Consider the following 20,127-nt stretch of genomic DNA (forward strand, 5'->3'; position numbering starts at 1 on the left):
AGAAATGTACAACCTAACTAACAGGATAGCCAGCGGTGGTCACTATAGCCTTCAACTACAGTAACCACTGACTAACTCGTAAAAGTAATTTTTTAATAACAAAAACTACTTATTCTTATTTCCTGATTGGAAGGCAACAACCAGATAAGCTACGGCCGTTAGAATAGCTGGTAATCGCTCCAACAATTTATCTATTAGTTGAAAAACATTTTCCGTTATGCCCCTTCACCTCCTTAGTAGTAATCATTATAGCAAAAACTCTGCTATTTGACAATTTTTCATTTCTATCTTTTTATTTTATGAGTAACTTGCACTGATTTTAGTTCTTCCGAAGAACTTTTTTGATTTATAGTTCTTATCGTGATAAAATCAATTCATCATAGTAGACTATGCGGATTGAAATTATGTTTTTATTTTATGTAATAAAAGCTGGCAGAGCTTTCTATCTTACCTTACAAGATAGGAAGGTTTGCCTCTTTTTTTAATCCAAGCTTTTCATCATCATAATACTCTTCTTGCAGTATTAAGACCTGTCCCTCTAAATAATATCGGACAGCTTGTAGCCGACTGTCATATTTTCCCAGATTGACTGTGAAAGGCTGTAAACTCTTGAGAGTTTGTTTAATTTCAACTAAGTCTTGCCCCCTTGGATAAGGATTATCTACCAAACGTTCTTCCAAGTCAGCGATTATATCCGCTCCATCACCATATGGAACTAGGACGCCAATACTATCGTCTTTGATTAAATCCATTTTCTGCCCTGCCGTCTTGAATGACTGTCTGACTTTGCAGTTCGGACTTCCTTTGAAGCGACTTAGGCTGAGATAATCATAGACAGATTCATTGGTAGATAGTGGATAATCAAATTGTTTGCTATTGTCGGCATAGTAACGTTCAAAAAATAGGCGATTTAAGGCTCCTGCATCAATAGGTGACCTTTCTTTTATCAAAATAGTCTCTGTCGCCTCCTTCTTATGCTTAATTTCTTTAAGATAGGTGAGGCTTTCTTCTTCCTTGGATAAATTTATCAATGTTACCTGACCGACATCACGTTTTCCTTCACGGTTACAACGGCCAGCTGCTTGGACAATTGAATCTAGTCCTGCATAAGATCGAACTACTCGTTCAAAATCAACATCTACCCCTGCTTCAATCAATTGCGTACTGATACAAATTAGGGGGACATCTTCTTTCAACTGCTCTTTGATTTCTTGGATAACGTCGAGACGGTGCTGGGCACACATATTGGTCGAGAGATGATAAAGTGGTCTGTCTGTTTGGAATTCTAATAGACTATACAGTTTTTCTACTGCTGGTTTGGTATTGAGAATGACAAGCGTGGAAGTATCTTCTTCCAAGATAAAACTGGCTAAGTCAGACAATCGGGAAACCGCATTGCTTTCATCGAACTTGCGGAGTTCTGTCCTCTTAAACACCTCTTGCTCTTCAGCGGTTAAGGTGACAATATCTGCCTGCTCTGCTATTTCCCCTCCATATAAAAGTCGGTGGCTTATGGAAACCGAATCATAGGCAGGTTGAGTCGCTGTACAGAGGACAAGTGTAGCACCCATGACACGACTCAAAAAATTCATGGTCAGATTAAAGAGCGTGGTGACCTCAATGGGAAGGGATTGGACTTCATCTAAAATCAAGATGCTGTTTGCTAAGCTGGAGAAGCGTCTGATATTAGCTGACTTGGTCTTAAAGAGGGTTTGAAAGAACTGAACCATGGTGGTCAAAACCACCGGGCTATCCCAGGTATCAATCAAGTAATCTGTCATTAGACTATTGACCGTTTCCTCTCCATACTCTTCATCCTGAGGTGTGGCATCTTGTTGTTCTCTGACTAGATTAGAATGGTGCTCTAAGACACCCTCCTTACCAATAATTTCCTGAATCGCTGCTGCATTTTGTTCTAAAACAGACAAAAAAGGCGTCATGTAGAAGAAACGTTCTTTACCTTTCTGTGTCAGTTGATGAACTGCGTAACGGAGGGACAGGTTGGTTTTTCCTGCACCCGTCGGAAGATTGAGGCGATAAATACCTGAAGAATCAGTAGCTCCACGTTGTTTAACCCGCTCTCCCAAGGCTGTTCGAATACGGTTTAGTTCAGTGGTTGGATTTCCAAATCCTGCATAAACGTCTTCTACTGATTGAAAATACTTCTGAACGAGTTCACTATTTTCCTCAGTAGTTTTTGGCTCGATAACAAGGTCATAGGCATTGATCGTATCCAAAATATCCGCATTCTTCAAATAAGACAGGTAGAGTCGGACAAAACAAGAGCTATAAAAAGCTGATTCGCTATCATCGTTGATACATAATTTCGCCCAAGCGGTTTGAAAATTTTCAAATGATTTTGTCACCAAATCATCTACATTTTGATAACCAAAGCTAGGCAGTTGTTCTTCCAGTAACTTGGCATAGGCCTTTATATCTTCTTCATAATGATAGTCTGCTCGTGGCTGGCCAATCCGATAAAATAACTTACTATACCGATATCTACCTGCTCCTTCCATATCTTCAGGTAGAGGGACGTCATAAACACCGTGGTGGGCTGATATAATATAGGCTATTATTTCACGAAAAAGCTGTGCATCGTTTGGGTTTCTCCCCGAGCGTTGGAAGACTTGTACAATCTCTTGAAATAGGTAACGTGCTCCCGCATATGAGTGATCTACGTGCAGACTTGGCTCCGATTTCATTTTTTTCTGAAAAAGCCTATCACTCTTACCCAAATCATGATAAAGTCCTAGTAAGAACAAAATATCCCCTTGGCCAATCGCTTCCGCAAGCGCTCTCGCCCCCATCGCAACGTTGAACAGGTGGTCCTCTAGATATTGAAATCGACTTTCTTTTTCTCTATTTTCAATATGCGCTAAATTCATTCTCATGCCTCCTGTTTTATAGTATTATTTTACCATTTTCTGATATGTATAGAAAGCGTTTACTGATTTTTTAACCTCTATTTTTTCATCGGTTTTAAAACAAAGTGCTATAATAGTACTATTACTAAACTACAGAAAGACCATTTCTATGATCACCAAAGAATTCGATACAATAACTGCCATTTCAACTCCTCTCGGTGAGGGGGCTATCGGGATTGTCCGCCTGTCTGGGACGGATGCATTTGCTATTTCCAGCAAGGTTTTCAAGGGAAAGGATTTGGCGACTGTTCCTAGCCACAGCCTCAACTATGGCCACATTATTGACCCTGCGACAGGGCAAGTGCTTGACGAGGTCATGCTGGGTGTCATGCGTTCCCCACGCACCTTCACCCGCGAAGATGTCATCGAGATTAACACCCACGGAGGCATCGCCGTTACCAACGGAATTCTCCAGCTCCTGATTCGCCAAGGTGCTCGAATGGCTGAACCAGGCGAGTTTACCAAGCGTGCCTTTCTCAACGGCCGTGTGGATTTGACTCAGGCAGAGGCCGTCATGGATGTTATACGTGCCAAGACCGACAAGGCCATGCACAATGCCGTCCGCCAGCTTGACGGCTCCCTCTCCCAGCTCATCAACGACACCCGCCAGGAGATTCTCAACACGTTGGCACAGGTCGAGGTCAATATCGACTACCCTGAGTACGACGACGTCGAGGAGGCGACGACAGAGCTGGTGCGTGAAAAGACCCTCCAGTTCCAAGCCCTTTTGGAAAATCTCCTCCGTACTGCCCGCCGTGGAAAAATCCTGCGTGAAGGCATCGCGACCGCTATTATCGGTCGTCCCAATGTGGGAAAATCCAGCCTGCTCAATAACCTCCTCCGCGAAGAAAAAGCCATCGTTACAGACATCGCAGGAACAACACGCGACGTTATCGAAGAATACGTCAACATCAAAGGTGTCCCCCTCAAGCTGATTGATACCGCAGGTATCCGTGAAACAGATGACATCGTTGAAAAAATCGGTGTGGAACGGTCTAAAAAAGCCCTTGAGGAGGCCGACCTGATCCTGCTAGTCCTCAACGCATCCGAGCCACTGACCGAACAAGACCGCAACCTCCTAGCCATTTCAGATTTGGCAAACCGTATCGTCCTGCTCAACAAGACCGATTTGGAAGAGAAGATTGAAGCAGACCAACTGCCTGAGGATGTCATTCGCATTTCCGTCTTGAAAAACCAGAATATCGACCAAATCGAAGAAAAAATCAACCAGCTCTTCTTTGAAAATGCTGGTCTGGTAGAGCAAGATGCCACCTACCTCTCCAATTCTCGTCATATTTCCCTGATTGAGCAAGCCGTCCAAAGCCTGCAAGCTGTCAACGACGGTCTGGAAATGGGCATGCCCGTAGACTTGTTACAGGTTGACCTGACACGCTGTTGGCAGATTTTAGGAGAAATCACAGGTGATGCTGCTCCAGATGAACTCATTACCCAACTCTTTAGCCAATTCTGTCTTGGAAAATAAGAAGAGGCTAAGTAAGTCTTAAAAATAGAAAATAGCTTAGAATTACGTCGTAAGAAACCGTGATTCTAAGCTATTTTTAATGATTCAAATTGTGATTGAAGATGAAAGGTTCAGTTTTTGCACACTTTTTGTATATTAACAGATTAAAACTTGTCCTTCTCTAAAAAATAAACTATACTATGAATAGAAAGAAGGCTTACCCTATGAAAAAAATGATAATCGCTTTACTTGCCGCTTTTTGCCTTATTTTTTCCTTTATCGCTTGGAAATTGGCAACCTATCAGCACGCCAAAGTAGAACTCGATTCAAATGCTGACTTCTATCTCGTTTATCCAGGTAAAATCGAAGCCTTTCAATTATCTAATGACCAACCCAAGCTCATTCACACTCAAAAAATGAATTCGGACAACTATTTCGGCTCTGGAAAAAACCACATTCTAGACAATCAATATTTAGTTTTTGCCAATGACCAGCAGAAATTTACCAATGACAATTTGGTTTCTATTGATTTCAAAACAGGAGAAATTCTTCGTAAGCCAAGCAAATACGCTACCTACATCAGCGGAACTGATGGACAACATTTTTATACAGCAGGTCCTTTCCATGCCTTATCGCAGTTTGATAATATGTTCAAATTAAAAAATCAATTAAAACTAGATGATGATTTTTTCCCACTTCCATATGTCTATGCAGATGATACATTCATTTATTTAAACGGCAATCAAATAACCACTGGTCAATCAGATTCTCAAAAAAATGTTCTCTATATCATCGATAAAACAAGCTTTACAACATCAGATATAGTCGAATATGACAAAAATCTAGTAACTCATGAAGGACTCCTTGCAAAGGATACACTCTATCTTCCAATCACTAGTCACCATGCTTTAGATTACAAGGATATTGAGACTTCCTATGATATTTTGACCTTCAATACAAAGACACGTACATTTTCCTCCATAACCTTATCACAGCCTGCACCAGGAAGCATCCAACCACTCAAGGAAGATAACCTATTATTCATTGAGCACGAAAGCGATTGGCTATCTGCAATCTCTTTCACCATTTATAATACCCAAACAGGTCAAGAGAGCTACCATCGTCTAGACGAGCTTAATCCTCGTCCTTATTATATTGACCACGTCCGTCAACTAGACGGTAATAGATTATTATTGATTCTGGCTGGTAAGGCACTCATCTATGACTGGCAAGCAAAAAAAGTTTTAAGTCAAACCATTCTATCTGAGGATTATGTCAGCGGGGTGTGGGTAAATGACTGATAAACAAAAACGAATCTCAATAAAGATTGTAAAAGTCCCAAGATTGCTCTTTCTTGGGACTTTCGCATATTCTATCGAAGTTGCATAGCACAATCAATGTACTTACAAATCCTCGGAACCACTATCTAATCGAAGTAAACGCCATTCCCAAAGCAGAACCAAAATAATATTTCCACCTTTCTTGCTCTAAATAGCGCTTAAACATCTTTAATTTATCCGATTGAATCCTATTCAAAGCTAGTTCTTCCAATACATATGGATATACTTTATAGGAAAGATAGCTAATCTTACTACCTTTTTCACACAACTCCATCGCTTCCAACAACTGGAATTTCAATGCTTTGCTCAACTTTAATTCTGAATCAGATAATAGTTCATTTATTTTTTGTATAAACAACTTACTTTTTTTACTGTTTCTAAACATTTTCATTTTTAAAGACAATCATGCGATGGAAATGATGGTGTAAACCTACTCAGTCACCCATCTCTTCCAACTGCTTATTATTTTTCTTTGTCCTCTTCCGCTTCTTTTGTTTCTTGTGCAGTCAGTAAACCTGTTGACATGGCACGACCAGTTAGGGTTGCGCTGATTAAATCACGGACATTGAGGCCTAGACCTTCTGTTGTCTTGTCCATGGTCGTCATCAGGTCTCCCACCATTTTTGAGGCATTCCCTTCGCCGTACATGGTAATCTTATCAACATTTCCAAGTGGTGCTGCAATATTCTTGGCGATTTCTGGAAGGACATTGACCACCATTTCAGTCACGGCTGCATCGTTGAACTTGGCCATGGCATCCGCTTTCTTGCTAAGACCTTCTGCCTCGGCTTCGAGTTTCAAACGGATGGCTTCTGCTTCGGCACGTCCTTTGGCCTCAATACCTGCCGCTTCTTGCTCCGCAGCATACTTGGCAGCTTCTGCACGCGCTTTTTGAGCTTCCGCTTCACGCTGCGTTTCGTAGAGTTCTGCTTCTGCCTTGCGTTGACGTTCAATCAAATCTGCTTCTGCAGCTTGCTGGCGAGCATATTTTTCTGCCTCTGCCTGTTTGCGGATAGTAGCTGAGAGCTCTTGTTCACGGACCTTAACTTCCTCTGCTTTTACTTCTGCTTCTTTTTGTTGCTTGACGATATTGGCTTCAGCGGTTGCACGCTCGATTTCTTTCCGTTGAGCTTGCTCCTCAATGCCATAGGCTGCGTTTGCCTGTGCCAGTTGGACATCTGACTGGCGTTTTAGATTAGCTTGCTCAATAGCTAGTTCATTCTGTTTCTTGGCGATTTCTAAGTCTGCAGCAACACGCGCATCATTAGCCGCCTTATCCTCACGAGCACGGACTTCTGCTTGTTCCCGCTCTGCTTTGGCACGAGCATTTGCAGCATCCTTCTGGATGGTCACAATATTGTCAATACCTAGGTTTTTAATGACATCGTTGTCATCTGTGAAAGACTGAACCGTAAATGCGATGATTTCCAGCCCCATTTTAGCCAAGTCAGGAGCCGCGTTGGATTGGACTTTTTCTGCAAAAGCCTGGCGGTTATTGACCATGTCACGCAGTTCCATCTGACCAATGATTTCACGCAGATTTCCTTCCAAGACATCTTGAATAGAGGCAGAAATATCTGCAGTTTTCCAGTTAAGGAAGTTTTGAGCTGCCGCATTGAGCAATTCATCGGACACCCCAACCTTTACTTTTACGACCGCATCAGCTTTTACGTTGATAAAATCAAGAGTCGGTACAAAATCTGTGGTCTGCACATCTGTTGAAAACTGCTCAATAGAGATATAGGAGCGTTTTTCGATAAAGGGAATCATAAAACCAGAACGACCAATTAAGGTCCGAGGTTTGCCCAAGCCGGTAATGACAATCGCTTCGTTAGGCTTAGCGGACACATAACCAAATACAAACAATAAAACAAATAGTACAACAACAATAATTGGTATCATAATTGCCAATATATCAAATCCAAAGTCCATATTTATCTCCTTTATTCCTTATCGCTCAAATCCACACTTGGCACGGTTGTCGCTGCATCATTTGTTGCCTGGAAGAGCTCTACTTTTTCATATCCGAATAGACCTGCATAGATGGAGGTCGGGAACCGCTTAATTTTTTTATTGTAGGTAGTTGCCACCGCATTATAATCTTTACGGGCTACCAGTATCCGATTTTCCGTACCTTCAAGCTCTGTAATCAGGTCTGATACCTGTTGGTTGGCTGTCAATTGAGGATAATTCTCAGCCACTACCAACAATCTAGATACTGCAGAATCTAGCTGACTTTGAGCTTGATTATAGTCACTCGTTCCCTGTTGACTGGAGCCGATTTTAGCACGCGCTTCTGCAATAGCAGTAAATATTTCTTCCTCGTGTTCCATGGCGCCTTTGACAGCTGCGACTACATTGGGTATCAAGTCATAGCGACGTTGCAACTGTGTGTCTACATTGGCTTGTGCATTTTCAACCTCAGCATAACTGTCAACTAAGCCATTGTATTGCCCAACTGCTCCCATTCCTAAAAACAGCAGAGCTAGGACTGGTATGAGGATGACCAACCATTTCTTTTTCATAAGATTTCCTTTCTAACTACAATTAAATATTCGTAAAAAAGCAAACAACTATCAGAAGCCCTATACGATGCCTTACCATCCAGAAGAGGCTCCGCCACCGCCGCCTCCACCACCTGACCAACTACCTCCGCCAAAACTAGACGATGAGGAATTAGACGAGTGATGATTGTGATAGTGATGATGGTCATCAACCAACATCCAGAGTAGATTACCTGGTCCGCCACCACCACGACTAGATTTGTCAATGATACCAAATAGGATAGCGATCAGAATAACTACGAGAAACAGCCAGAAGCCATCATCCTCCTCACTTGTACCTTCTTCTATAGTAGCTAACTGATTTTTACCGATGCTTGTACCATAAAATCTATCCCCAATGGAGTTGACGATATAGGAAATTCCTCTACTGTAGTCTTCCTGTCGAAAGAATTCCCTTGCATTCTCTAGAATATCCTTGGCTTCTACATCCGTGATGACTGTGGCAGCATTGTCTGAGGTTTCTATCCGAAATTCCCTGTCAGCTATGGCAACCACTAAAAGAACTCCGTTGTCCGTTCCTGCAAAACCGACCTGCCAGTGACGAAAGGTTTCATTAGCCAAACTTTCAATATCACTGGACAGACTTTCTGTTACATAAACACCAACCTGTAAAGCTTGCTCGGTGCTTGCCCAACTTCGATTGAGTTGATCAATTTCTGCAATGGTCTCACTCGAGAGTAACTGCGTCTCATCCACTACCGTTGTACCTGTGGGTCGGTCTGGGATCTGATTTGCTCTAGCTAGTGTGGGTGCAAATAGCAAGCAAACCGTTAGAATAGCGAAACAGCCAATGACAATTTTTTTCCATTTTCTCATCAGAACACCTCCTTCGATGAACAAAGATAAGAAAAATTTATTAGGTATATATATACAATTATATCATATTATCATTTTCCCAACAATATATTTATGTTGTTTTTCAGTAACGGTAGAGTCTGTTCAACAAACCAAGGATGTTTAGCTTGCCAGATATTGTTCCTTGGCGATGGATGAGGTAGGGGAAAATAGGTGGGTAGGTAATCAGCTGCATTCTCCACTCTCTCGGTCACAGTCCTATGGGATTCTCCTAAATAATAGTCCTGGGCATACTTACCAATCAACAAGGTCAGCTCAATCTGGGGTAGTTGCTTCATAATGAGTGGGTGCCATTTGGACGCAAAATCCTTTCGAGGTGGCAAATCTCCAGACTTCCCCTTTCCTGGATAATAGAAATCCATAGGAAGAATAGCAAAATAGCCAGATTCATAGAAGAATTCCCTATCTACTCCCAACCATTTACGAAGATTATCTCCACTAGCATCATCAAAGAGGCGACCTTTTTCTTGTGTTTTTAATCCCGGCGCCTGTCCAATAATGAGGATTTTTGCGGTAGAAGATGCTTGGAAAAGCGGCTTTATCCCATTTTTCGTAAAAGCTTGATTGGGTAAATCTTCCATAATCGCCTGACGAATATCAGCAAGTTCCATGATGTCCTACTTTCTTGACCATGGTCACATCTTCTTCTAAGGCACGAAAACCGCATTTTTTATAAAAGAAAAAGGCTGGAAGAGTGCGTTCTGTTTGCAGGAGAATATGAACAATCTTTCTCTCGACCAGCTGCTCCTCAATTCTTTTTAGAAAGTCCTTACCAATTCCTCGTCCTTGGTAGTTGCGAGCAATACAGAGCTCTTCAATACGGTATTCGGTCCCCTCATACCAGTAGCGAATGTGCCCTAGAGAAAGGGCAATGAGGCTACCTTGGTCAAGCAATCCAAAGCAAAGTGCTCTTGGGTGTGACAGCAAATCGCCTAGATAGCGGTCTAATTGTTCCTCGTCAGACCAATCGTCATTCCATGGCTCCTGACTAAATACAGATAAGAAGAGCTGTTTGACCATTTCTATATCTGCAAGTGTGAGTTCTTTCAGTTCCATTTTCCCTCCTAAAAAAGACGGGCGAACCCGTCTTGATATGAACCCGTATTCACAAGTAAAGTACTTTGATATAAGAGATAATTTTTCGCTAATCAAGGCAGTTTTTTGAAGGAATACCGACTGTATTTTGAAAAAAACGAACAATGAGTAGCTGAAAAACTAGCCTTAGATAAAAGTGCTGTACTGTAAATATGGGTTCGTATTATTTGATCAATTCATAAATAGCTTCTGCGTAAATGGCAGCTGCGCGGTAGAGTTGCTTCACTTCGATAAATTCGTTGGCTTGATGCATGGTATTGACATCGTCTGGGAACATAGCTCCGTAGGCAACACCACGTTTGAGCAAGCGTCCGAATGTTCCGCCACCGATTACTTGTTCGTGACCTTTCAAACCTGTGTGTTTTTCATAAACAGATAAGAGGGTCGCAACCATTGGGTCATCGATTGGGCAATAATGTGGAGTGTGACCATGCTCAGACAGGCTAACAGCTTCTACGCCAAGTTTTTCCAAACCAGCCTTGATAGCTTCAGGGTTAGTATTTTTTGGATAACGGAAGTTGAGGGCAATGGTGTTGTCAGATGAGGTTTCATCAAACTTGAAGACACCTGCGTTCATAGAAAGAGCTCCCATCTGCTCATCGTAAATGGCTACACCGAGTTTTTTAGCGTCATGATCTTCTAGGAGGACTTGTCCTGCCAAGTCAAGATAGGATTTGGCTGCTCCGTCAAAGGCGAATTGGCTGAGGAATTTAGCCAAGTAGGTTGCTCCATTGACACCTTCTTCTGGGGTTGAACCGTGGGCTGATTTTCCGATGACGGTGACTTGAACTTGACCGTTTTCAAGGTTTTCCGCGTCAGCTTTTAGGCCATAGGCTGCTGTGAAATCTACCAACTTGCTGTCTAGGTCTGCCAGGTCGCCAGAGATAATAGCTGTCGCAGACTCAGGCACCATGTTCTCACGCAAACCGCCTGCGAAGGAATGCAGTTTAGCAGCTCCGCTATTTTCCCCCGCAAAATGAAGATAAGCTGTGATATTGCCCTTTTCTCCGTTGATAATCGGGAACTCGGCGTCTGGAGAAAATCCGAAATCTGGCAGGGGAAGGCCGACGTGCTCGAAGTAGTAATCCATGTCCGCCCAGCCTGACTCTTCGTCGGTACCGACGATGAAGCGGACTTTTTTAGAGGTCGGAAGACCCAGTTCCTTGATAATTTTCAAGCCGTAGTAGCAGGCCATGGTCGGTCCCTTATCGTCAGAAGATCCACGGGCAAAGAGCTTGCCGTCAATGATTTGCGGCTCATATGGGTCAGTGTTCCAACCGCTTCCTGCTGGCACCACGTCCAAGTGACCGAAAATACCAAGGACTTCGTCGCCTTCACCAAACTCAAAGTGACCTGCGTAGTTGTCAACGTTCTTGGTCGGATAGCCATCACGCTGAGCAATTTCTAGAAACTTGTCCAAGGCACGCACTGGTCCTGGCCCAAATGGGTGTTGGGCATCTGCCTGGCTGTCGTCACGCTCAGAATTGATGCGTAAGAGGTCAAAGAGGTCCGCTAGAAACTCATCTTTGCGTTTGTCAAACTCTGCTCTAAAATCTACTGTCATAATTTCTCCTTTTCAGTATCGTCATTTGTTTTATCTTTTATTACGTCGACGCAAGTGGAAAGTTCGTTTCCCTATTTCCAACTTCAAATAATTTCATCATTATTTGAACTCGTTTTGCCGTACTTCAGTTATGCCTGCGGCTGTTGACACAAACTTCGTTTGTTTCATCTCCGACCTTCAAAGGTTCCCCGAACCTTTGAAGCTAGTAATAAAAGTAAACCAAAAGACTAGATTAAAGTAAGTCTATTTTATCACAAAATGAAAGAGATTTCAGAAGTAAAGCGAAGAAAAAAAGTTGGTCTCCCAACTTCTTTCTATTTTTTCCAGGCAGATCGTTCTGCTACAACTGTAAACAAAACATCGGTTGATGAGTTGAGGGCTGTTTCACAAGAGTCCTGAATCACTCCGACCACAAATCCGACTCCAACTACTTGCATGGCTAACTCATTTGGAATGCCAAAAAGACTACATGCTACTGGGATGAGGAGAAGCGAGCCACCTGCTACCCCAGATGCTCCTGCTGCTGATAGTGATGCAACAACGGATAAAAGAAGAGCTGAGCTGAAATCAACACTGATGCCAAGTGTATGAACAGCTGCCATTGTTAAAATATTAATCGTAATAGCCGCGCCAGCCATATTAATTGTGGCACCGAGCGGAATGGATACTGAGTATGTATCTGGATCCACTCCTAAACGTTTGCAGAGCTGCATATTGACAGGAATATTAGCTGCTGAACTTCTTGTAAAAAATGCCGTAACCCCACTAACCCGAAGACATTCAAACACCAGCGGGTAAGGATTTTTCTTCATTACAAGAAAAGCAATTAAGGGATTGACAACAAGCGCGACAAAAACCATGCTTCCAACCAAGAGTAAGAGCAGTAAACCATAGTCTTTTAAAGCTGTCAGACCATTATTTGCAATGGTATCGAAAACCAAGCCCATGATACCAAATGGTGCCAGACCAATAATCCAGCCTACAACTTTAGAAGTTACTTCCGCAGCAGATTGCAATAAATCTTTGGTTGTCTTGCTTGCATGACGAAAGGCCAAGCCAAACACTGCCGCCCATGTCAAAACACCAATATAATTAGCCGTTGCAAGTGCATTGATTGGATTGTCAACGACCTTCAACAAGAGGTCTTGGAATACTTCAGCAATCCCTTGTGGAGGAGTAATGTCCGTAGTCGTTGTAGTAGAAAGAACCAATTTAATAGGGAATAAATAGCTTGCTCCTACAGCAATGAAGGCCGCAGCAAAAGTGCCAAATAGATACAAGCAGATAACTGTCCTCATATTCGATTTTTGACCAGCAGGAGCTTGTGATAGAGCATGTGCAACTAGTGTCAGAACCAAAAGAGGGGCTATAGCTTTCAATGCTCCTACAAATAGACTACCAAATAGAGCAATGACCGTTATTTTTGGAGCAATTAAGCCTAGTAACACTCCCAAAACAACACCAATTCCGATTTTTCGGATTAAATTCATTTTTTTCCATACAGATATTATTTTATTCACTCATTTACCTCCAAACAAACATTTTTCAATCATAGCAGAAAAATCCAGTCAGGTCAATAGCCTTCGCTTCTAAAATCTATTTTCTGCATGATGTAATCTATGTGTGGCGCCCATATTTTTACGAATAAATATACATCTGTAATCAAAACAAAATACTTTATAAGCTTTATCTACTTACTGCCCAGACCTCAACGATTTACGCAATCATTTTTTTACCTAAACAGATGACTCCACTACTTACTTTTATTTCAAATGACAGCTAGGTAACATTGACCTATCATTTTTTTATGTGCGAAAAATGTGTTAGGATTGCAATTAAAAGCCCTGCCTTGTCAGTAAAGCAGGACTTTGACAGCTCAAGAATATCACTAGTAAATATCAATATTTTTGATACCATTCTTATCAAATAATTGTGTTTTCATCTCCATAGTCAATGGAGTAATAACGATTTTTGAATTAGAATCAATATTGGATACGACACCAATAATGCGACCGTCTACAACAACAGGAGAGCCGGATTGCCCCTTAACACCTGTGATATTGGTTTGAAGCAAACCGTCATAACGGACTTCCGTAATGGTTCCATATTCGTATTCCCAACGTCCGTAGAGATTAATGCTGTTGCTGACCATTAGAAATTGGCGGCCAACTAGGTCATAGGTGTTACGGTAAATTCCTAGCCGAGCATTTGCCGTATTGGCTGTCTGTGTTTTTCTGCTAGGAGTGGTGATTTTCACAAGGGCTACGTCACGACTAGCATCCCATGTTCCACCATATCCTGGCATCGGAATGAAGGGATTAAAGGTATTGGTTCTCTTAATTTCTGACAGTTCATAGTATGGTGAAGCATCACCCCAAACAGCATTTCCAGACCAAGTTTGGCTGGTCACACGTCCAGTCCCATCATCAGCCACTACGTGAGCTGCGGTTAATAAAGTATTCGGAGCTATCAGAATGGCTGAACCTTTTTTGATTTGACCGGAACCAACATTTACTTCCAAATAATGAGATAAATTATATGGATAACTATTGCGTAGAGCTGGATCTGAAACGTGAGTCGTCTGTGCTTCAACCTCTACTATTGTAGGAGGAGCCACCGATAGACCGACACTAAGAAGGGCTACGCCAAGCAGTAATTTCGTTTTCATTTGAAAACCTCCTGTTTTTCTTTCATTATATCAATCCTAATTACAAAATGCAAGCGTTTTCAAGTTTTTTATTCAACGATTTAGGCTCATCTCATCCATTGACAATAGCTCAAAAATAGGACTAGTACTTCTCTAACTAGCCCTGTTAAAATACTTTCTGTCAGAAGATTTGCCTACCACTTTATCGATAAATTCGCTATATAATCTGAGGCAAATTGAGTCAAGCGATTGCGACTATCTTTGGATTCATAAAAATCAATCATGGCAAAACCAGCTCGTAATTGCCCAGCAATCTGCTCTTCTAAGGTGTGGCTAAATTCATAGCCATATTCTGGGTCAATTGTAATTTGTCCTGTTTCTTCTAATTGTCGTGCATTGAAAGGTAGGCTGTACATTGGAACCAATGCTCTGTCTGGATGCTCCCAAACATCATCAGCATCAAAGACATAAATCCAAGGGTTCATGTAACCAACCATGAGCAGTCCACCTTTTTTCAAAACCCGATAAGACTCCTGCCACATATTTTCCAAGTCTTCGATATAGACATTTGAAACAGGGCAAAAAATGATGTCAAAACTCTCGTCTTCAAAAGGAAAAGGCTGTGTCATATCTGCCTGTACCGTTTGCAAATCCAGATTTTCTCGCTCAGCAACTAGCCTATCCTTGTCCAACTGTTCCTTGGAGAAGTCCATAATGGTCGTTTGGTAACCATGAGCCGCAAACATCGGCCCCTGTTGACCACCACCACAGGCCAGCCCCAACAATTTCTTGCCTTGGGCCTTTTCAAACCAGTCAAGCGGCACCGTCTTTCCAACCGTCAGGGAAACAGATAAGGGCTTGTCTTTGGCAACAAGAAATTCCTCATGACTGAGCGGAACCGTATAGGCATTTCCCTGTCTAGCTGAAACTCGATTCCAACGTTCTTGATTGTAGTTTACATAATCTGTCATTCTTATTTCCTCTAGAGAGGCCTAGCAAATCTGACCTCGTTCTATTCTTTTCATATTTTTACCTCCTTTACTATGCTCATTCTATTATAGTATAAGCACAAAGAAAAAGCTACCTTTCGATAGCTTGTTCCTTAAGTCAATTCATTAAAATCCCATACATCGTCCACCCAGCCTTCATAGAAATCAGGCTCGTGGCAGACCATGAGAATTGAGCCCTTATAGGCTTGAAGGGCACGTTTGAGTTCATCCTTGGCATCCACATCCAAGTGGTTGGTCGGCTCGTCGAGAACCAAGACATTGTTTTCACGGTTCATAAGCAAACAGAAACGAACTTTGGCCTGCTCACCACCTGAAAGAACTTGAATTTGGCTTTCTATATGTTTGGAAGTCAGACCACAACGAGCCAAGGCAGCCCGTACTTCCGCCTGGTTAAGGGCTGGAAAGGCATCCCAAACGGCTTCCAGCGGGGTCTGACGATTGCCGCCAGCTACTTCTTGCTCGAAATAGCCTAGTTCCAGATACTCCCCGCGCTCCACAGAACCGCCCAGCGGTGGAATAATCCCCAGCAAACTTTTAAGAAGAGTAGATTTACCGATACCGTTGGCACCGACAATGGCAATCTTCTGGTTGCGTTCAAAGGTCAAATTGAGCGGTTTACGTGTCAATACACGGTCATAACCAATTTCCAAATCAGTCGTTTGGAAGATAAAGCGACTTGGAGTTCGAGCCATTTTGAAATCAAATGATGGCTTTGGTTTCTCTGCTTGAAGCTCAATAATCTCCATCTTGTCCAGCTTCTTCTGACGAGACATGGCCATGTTTCGAGTTGCAACTCGGGCCTTGTTACGGTTAACGAAGTCCTGCAAATCTGCGATCTCCTTCTGCTGGCGCTCATAGGCAGCCTCCAACTGAGCCCGCTTCATAGCATGGACTTCTTGGAATTGGTAGTAATCACCTGTGTAGCGAGTCAAAAGCTGATTTTCCACATGGTAGACAATGTTAATCACATCATTCAAGAAAGGAATATCGTGCGAAATCAAGACAAAGGCATTTTCATAGTTCTGCAAGTAACGTTTGAGCCAGTCAATATGCTCGGCATCTAGATAGTTGGTCGGCTCATCCAGAAGCAAGATGTCAGGTTTTTCCAAGAGCAATTTTGCCAAAAGAACCTTAGTCCGTTGACCACCCGATAACTCCGTCACATCCTTGTCCATGCCATAGTCCATGACACCAAGCGCACGCGCTACTTCGTCAATCTTGGCATCAAGTGTATAGAAATCACGGCTTTCCAGACGGTCTTGCAGCTCACCAACCTCTTCCATGAGGGCATCCATATCGGCACCCTCTTCTGCCATAGACATATAAATATCATTGATACGAGCTTCTGTCTTGAAAAGTTCATCAAATGCTGTCCGCAAGACATCACGGACTGATTGACCTTTTTCTAGTTTAGCATGCTGGTCTAAATAACCTGCCGTTACATAACGTGACCATTCAACCTTGCCTTCGTCTGGCTGCAGCTGACCTGTCACGATGGACATAAAGGTCGATTTCCCTTCTCCATTGGCACCGACAAGACCGATATGTTCCCCTTTCAAGAGACGGAAGGAGACATTCTCAAAAATCGCACGATCACCAAAACCATGACTCAAATTCTTTACTTCTAAAATACTCATAATTTCCTCACAAAAGAGGCTGGAAATCCTTCCAGTCTCTGTTTCATTCTTCTTAATCTAATCCGATTTCCGCACGGACCACATCGGCAATGGTGTCCACGTAGTAATCGACTTCAGCATCCGTTGGCGCTTCTGCCATGACACGCAAGAGGGGCTCAGTGCCACTTGGGCGAACCAAGATACGACCGTTGCCAGCCATTTCTGCTTCCATTTTTTCAATGATAGCTGCAATAGCAGGCACTTCCATTGCCTTGTCTTTCATGCTGTTTTCCACACGGATATTGACCAATTTTTGTGGGTAAATGGTCACTTCTGCTGCCAATTCTGACAACTTCTTACCAGTTTCTTTTATGATTTTGGTCAATTGCACAGCGGTCAACTGGCCGTCGCCTGTGGTGTTATAATCCATCAGAATCACATGTCCTGACTGCTCACCACCGACATTGTAGCCTTCCTTGCGCATTTCTTCAACCACATAACGGTCACCAACTGCGGTCACAGCTTTTTCAATACCTTCACGATCCAAAGCCTTATGGAAACCAAGGTTGGACATAACTGTGGTCACAATTGTATTTTTGGCCAATAGACCTCGATCAGCAAGGTATTTACCAACGATGTACATGATACGGTCACCGTCTACCAAGTCACCATTTTCATCGACAGCAATCAAGCGGTCGCTGTCACCATCAAAGGCAAGTCCAATTTGACTACCTGTTTCCTTGACCAGTTCTTGCAATTTTTCAGGATGAGTTGAACCAACGCCCTCATTGATATTCAAGCCGTCTGGCTTTTCAGCCATTACTGTCAAATCTGCTCCCAAATCTACAAAAATTTGACGTGCAGATGTTGCTGCAGCACCATTGGCTGTATCGAGTGCAACTTTCATACCGTCCAAATCTGTACCAGTTGACACCAAGAATTGCTGGTATTTACGTAGACCTTCTGGATATTCTACCACATCTCCTAAACCTTGAGCAGATAGGCGTGGCAATGTGTCTTCCTCAGCGTCAAGAAGAGCCTCAATTTCCGCTTCCAATGCATCATCCAATTTGAAACCATCACCAGCAAAGAATTTGATACCGTTATCTTGCGCTGGGTTATGACTTGCAGAAATCATGACACCTGCACTTGCTTTTTCAGTTTTGACTAGGTGAGCAACACCCGGTGTCGCTAAAACTCCCAATTTATACACATGAATCCCTACTGATAGAAGTCCTGCAATCAAGGCAGCCTCTAACATTTGACCTGAGATACGTGTGTCACGCGCCACAAAGACACGAGGAACATCCGTCTCATGCTGGCTAAGGACATAACCACCAAAACGACCCAATTTGAATGCTAATTCTGGCGTTAATTCTACGTTTGCTTCTCCACGGACACCATCTGTCCCAAAATATTTACCCATTTTCATAACCTCTTATTTTGTTTTTGTAAGTATAATTTGCATATTTGCTTCCGTCTGAGACAGTACAACTGGCAAGACATTGCCATCGCTGTCTACAGCCTGTAATTTAGCTGTGCCACTATAGTTCTCAGACAGATTGCTCACATCCATCGCAACAGCTTCGACCCGATCAATCTTAGCCATTGTTTCTTCATCCGTTGTCACTTTAACGGTATCTACGTTGACTGAGACCTTAGACAGACTGTAACCTTCTGCCAATTGATTACTATAGACTCGACCTGCTACTGGGAATGCCTTGCTAACTTTTTTACCAATCTTGACGGTAATCGCATCAGGTGCCAGTGTCGCACTCACTCCTGCCGGCAAATTGGTCAATTGTAGCTTGACAGTTTGTGTCCCATCACTCAACTCTCTCAAATCCGCTGTCACTTGAAAAGTCCGAGTTGACTCATCTGATTCTCTCTGTAGGAGAACACGATTAGAGCCCCTTAATTCAACTGCCACCGTCGAAGAAAATCCGGAAATAAAATACTTGTTTGTATCATATTCAATCTCAATCGGTACATTGCTCAATGTGTGAACATAGGTTTCTGACTCCGTGTTCTGTGCAGCTGATTCTGAATTTTTATAGTTGGTGGTTGTTGCATAGAAAAAGAGCAACAATGCTAGGAAAATAGATAGGGCTAAGTGACCTACAGCTTTAAACTTATCGTTCATGTTTGCCACCTCCTAATCGCTTCCAGATGGACTTTTTCTCTACATTTTCAGAAATAAAAGTCGCTCGCAACTCTGCTTCAAACTCATCCAAAGTCAAGTCATGTTTGAATATCCCGTTTCGTGCAATAGAGATACTGCCAGTTTCTTCAGAAACAATAAACACAAACGCATCAGATACCTCCGATAAGCCAATGGCTGCACGGTGTCGTGTTCCAAATTCCTTTGAAATTCCTGCGCTCTCTGACAGGGGCAAATAAGCACAAGCAACAGCTACCTTGTCTTCCTTGACAATTACGGCCCCATCGTGTAGCGGTGTATTCGGGATGAAAATATTTATTAACAATTCCTGAGATATCTCCGCATTAAGAGGAATCCCCGTTGCTCTATATTCTTGTAATGTTTGGGCTTGTTCTACTGCCACAAGTGCACCAATTTTACGCGGAGACATATAAGCAACAGATTTGAGAAAAGCAACAATTAGCTTTTCTTCTGCACTCACAGTATTTGCCCCAAAAATCTGAGTTGTCCTGCCGAGTTTTTCAAGCATGGCACGCAACTCTGGTGCAAAAATAACTACTGCTGCAATAACTCCATACGTGATTACTTGATTAATCAGCCAAGCAATCGTCTGCAGACCGAATAAACTAGCTATAATCTGGACAATAATGAAGAGAAAAACCCCTCGAATCAATGTCATAATTTTAGTACCTGCAATAGCCTTACTAAAATTATAAATCAAATAAACAACTATACTAATATCAATTAGGTGCAACAGTGCGGTCCAAGGACTGGCTATCAAACTCGACCAATACCCTGTATCCAGTAACTGGTTTAGGTTTAACATATCATTCTCATACTTTCTAACTCATACATAGTAATGTACTCATTATACCATATTTTTTCC

At 42.5% G+C, this 20,127-nt stretch carries 17 protein-coding genes; 2 read left to right on the plus strand and 15 right to left on the minus strand.

Annotated features, from left to right (window positions below; genetic code table 11):
- Positions 1-452 precede the first annotated feature (452 nt).
- Entirely contained in the window at positions 453-2,894 is a 2,442-nt protein-coding gene (gene cas3 / locus ODU46_RS00800; protein WP_395382021.1) for a CRISPR-associated helicase Cas3', read from the minus strand.
- Between the two features lie 142 nt (positions 2,895-3,036).
- Between cas3 and mnmE the strand changes: the two genes are divergently transcribed.
- Together mnmE and ODU46_RS00810 are read left to right on the plus strand one after the other, a co-directional pair.
- On the plus strand, positions 3,037-4,410 hold the full coding sequence (mnmE, locus tag ODU46_RS00805) for a tRNA uridine-5-carboxymethylaminomethyl(34) synthesis GTPase MnmE (protein WP_398579073.1): 1,374 nt from the start codon (positions 3,037-3,039) through the stop codon (positions 4,408-4,410).
- 203 nt (positions 4,411-4,613) lie between these two features.
- A complete protein-coding gene (locus tag ODU46_RS00810) occupies positions 4,614-5,690 on the plus strand; it encodes a hypothetical protein (RefSeq protein WP_205041123.1) in 1,077 nt (358 codons plus the stop codon).
- Positions 5,691-5,811: 121 nt separating this feature from the next.
- Here the strand turns inward: ODU46_RS00810 and ODU46_RS00815 are convergent, their stop codons facing one another.
- The 14 genes from ODU46_RS00815 to cdaA form a co-directional block, all read right to left on the minus strand.
- Positions 5,812-6,120: a hypothetical protein gene (locus tag ODU46_RS00815; protein WP_161943645.1), complete on the minus strand. Its 309-nt coding sequence runs from the start codon at positions 6,118-6,120 to the stop codon at positions 5,812-5,814.
- A gap of 71 nt (positions 6,121-6,191) precedes the next feature.
- Complete coding sequence (locus tag ODU46_RS00820; RefSeq protein WP_024410620.1) at positions 6,192-7,661, minus strand: flotillin family protein; 1,470 nt, start codon at positions 7,659-7,661, stop codon at positions 6,192-6,194.
- Positions 7,662-7,672: 11 nt separating this feature from the next.
- Positions 7,673-8,254, minus strand: coding sequence for a LemA family protein (locus tag ODU46_RS00825; RefSeq protein ID WP_024413347.1), 582 nt, complete (start codon positions 8,252-8,254; stop codon positions 7,673-7,675).
- A 72-nt stretch (positions 8,255-8,326) separates the two neighbouring features.
- A complete protein-coding gene (locus ODU46_RS00830) occupies positions 8,327-9,109 on the minus strand; it encodes a TPM domain-containing protein (RefSeq protein WP_398579074.1) in 783 nt (260 codons plus the stop codon).
- Between the two features lie 71 nt (positions 9,110-9,180).
- The gene (locus tag ODU46_RS00835; RefSeq protein ID WP_172115060.1) at positions 9,181-9,759 is read right to left on the minus strand and encodes a uracil-DNA glycosylase family protein; all 579 of its coding nucleotides are present in this window, start codon (positions 9,757-9,759) and stop codon (positions 9,181-9,183) included.
- Positions 9,746-10,204, minus strand: a complete 459-nt coding sequence (locus ODU46_RS00840; RefSeq protein ID WP_172115063.1) for a GNAT family N-acetyltransferase — start codon at positions 10,202-10,204, stop codon at positions 9,746-9,748. Before ODU46_RS00840 ends, ODU46_RS00835 begins: the two co-directional genes overlap by 14 nt.
- Before the next feature lie 202 nt (positions 10,205-10,406).
- Entirely contained in the window at positions 10,407-11,807 is a 1,401-nt protein-coding gene (gene pepV / locus ODU46_RS00845; RefSeq protein WP_395382025.1) for a dipeptidase PepV, read from the minus strand.
- Positions 11,808-12,121: 314 nt separating this feature from the next.
- A complete protein-coding gene (sstT, locus tag ODU46_RS00850; RefSeq protein ID WP_239017147.1) occupies positions 12,122-13,297 on the minus strand; it encodes a serine/threonine transporter SstT in 1,176 nt (391 codons plus the stop codon).
- A 398-nt stretch (positions 13,298-13,695) separates the two neighbouring features.
- Positions 13,696-14,475, minus strand: a complete 780-nt coding sequence (locus tag ODU46_RS00855) for a trypsin-like serine peptidase (RefSeq protein WP_398579076.1) — start codon at positions 14,473-14,475, stop codon at positions 13,696-13,698.
- Between the two features lie 173 nt (positions 14,476-14,648).
- Positions 14,649-15,425: a class I SAM-dependent methyltransferase gene (locus ODU46_RS00860; protein WP_395382026.1), complete on the minus strand. Its 777-nt coding sequence runs from the start codon at positions 15,423-15,425 to the stop codon at positions 14,649-14,651.
- Between the two features lie 131 nt (positions 15,426-15,556).
- Entirely contained in the window at positions 15,557-17,101 is a 1,545-nt protein-coding gene (locus tag ODU46_RS00865; RefSeq protein ID WP_009910410.1) for an ABC-F family ATP-binding cassette domain-containing protein, read from the minus strand.
- 52 nt (positions 17,102-17,153) lie between these two features.
- Entirely contained in the window at positions 17,154-18,506 is a 1,353-nt protein-coding gene (gene glmM / locus ODU46_RS00870; RefSeq protein ID WP_398579078.1) for a phosphoglucosamine mutase, read from the minus strand.
- A 12-nt stretch (positions 18,507-18,518) separates the two neighbouring features.
- Complete coding sequence (locus ODU46_RS00875; RefSeq protein ID WP_012775246.1) at positions 18,519-19,223, minus strand: YbbR-like domain-containing protein; 705 nt, start codon at positions 19,221-19,223, stop codon at positions 18,519-18,521.
- The gene (gene cdaA, locus ODU46_RS00880) at positions 19,213-20,067 is read right to left on the minus strand and encodes a diadenylate cyclase CdaA (protein WP_024385422.1); all 855 of its coding nucleotides are present in this window, start codon (positions 20,065-20,067) and stop codon (positions 19,213-19,215) included. Before cdaA ends, ODU46_RS00875 begins: the two co-directional genes overlap by 11 nt.
- Between the last annotated feature and the right edge of the window lie 60 nt (positions 20,068-20,127).

It is taken from the genome of Streptococcus sp. 2020WUSS089 (genome assembly GCF_044427405.1).
In the GTDB taxonomy this organism is placed as follows: domain Bacteria; phylum Bacillota; class Bacilli; order Lactobacillales; family Streptococcaceae; genus Streptococcus; species Streptococcus hashimotonensis.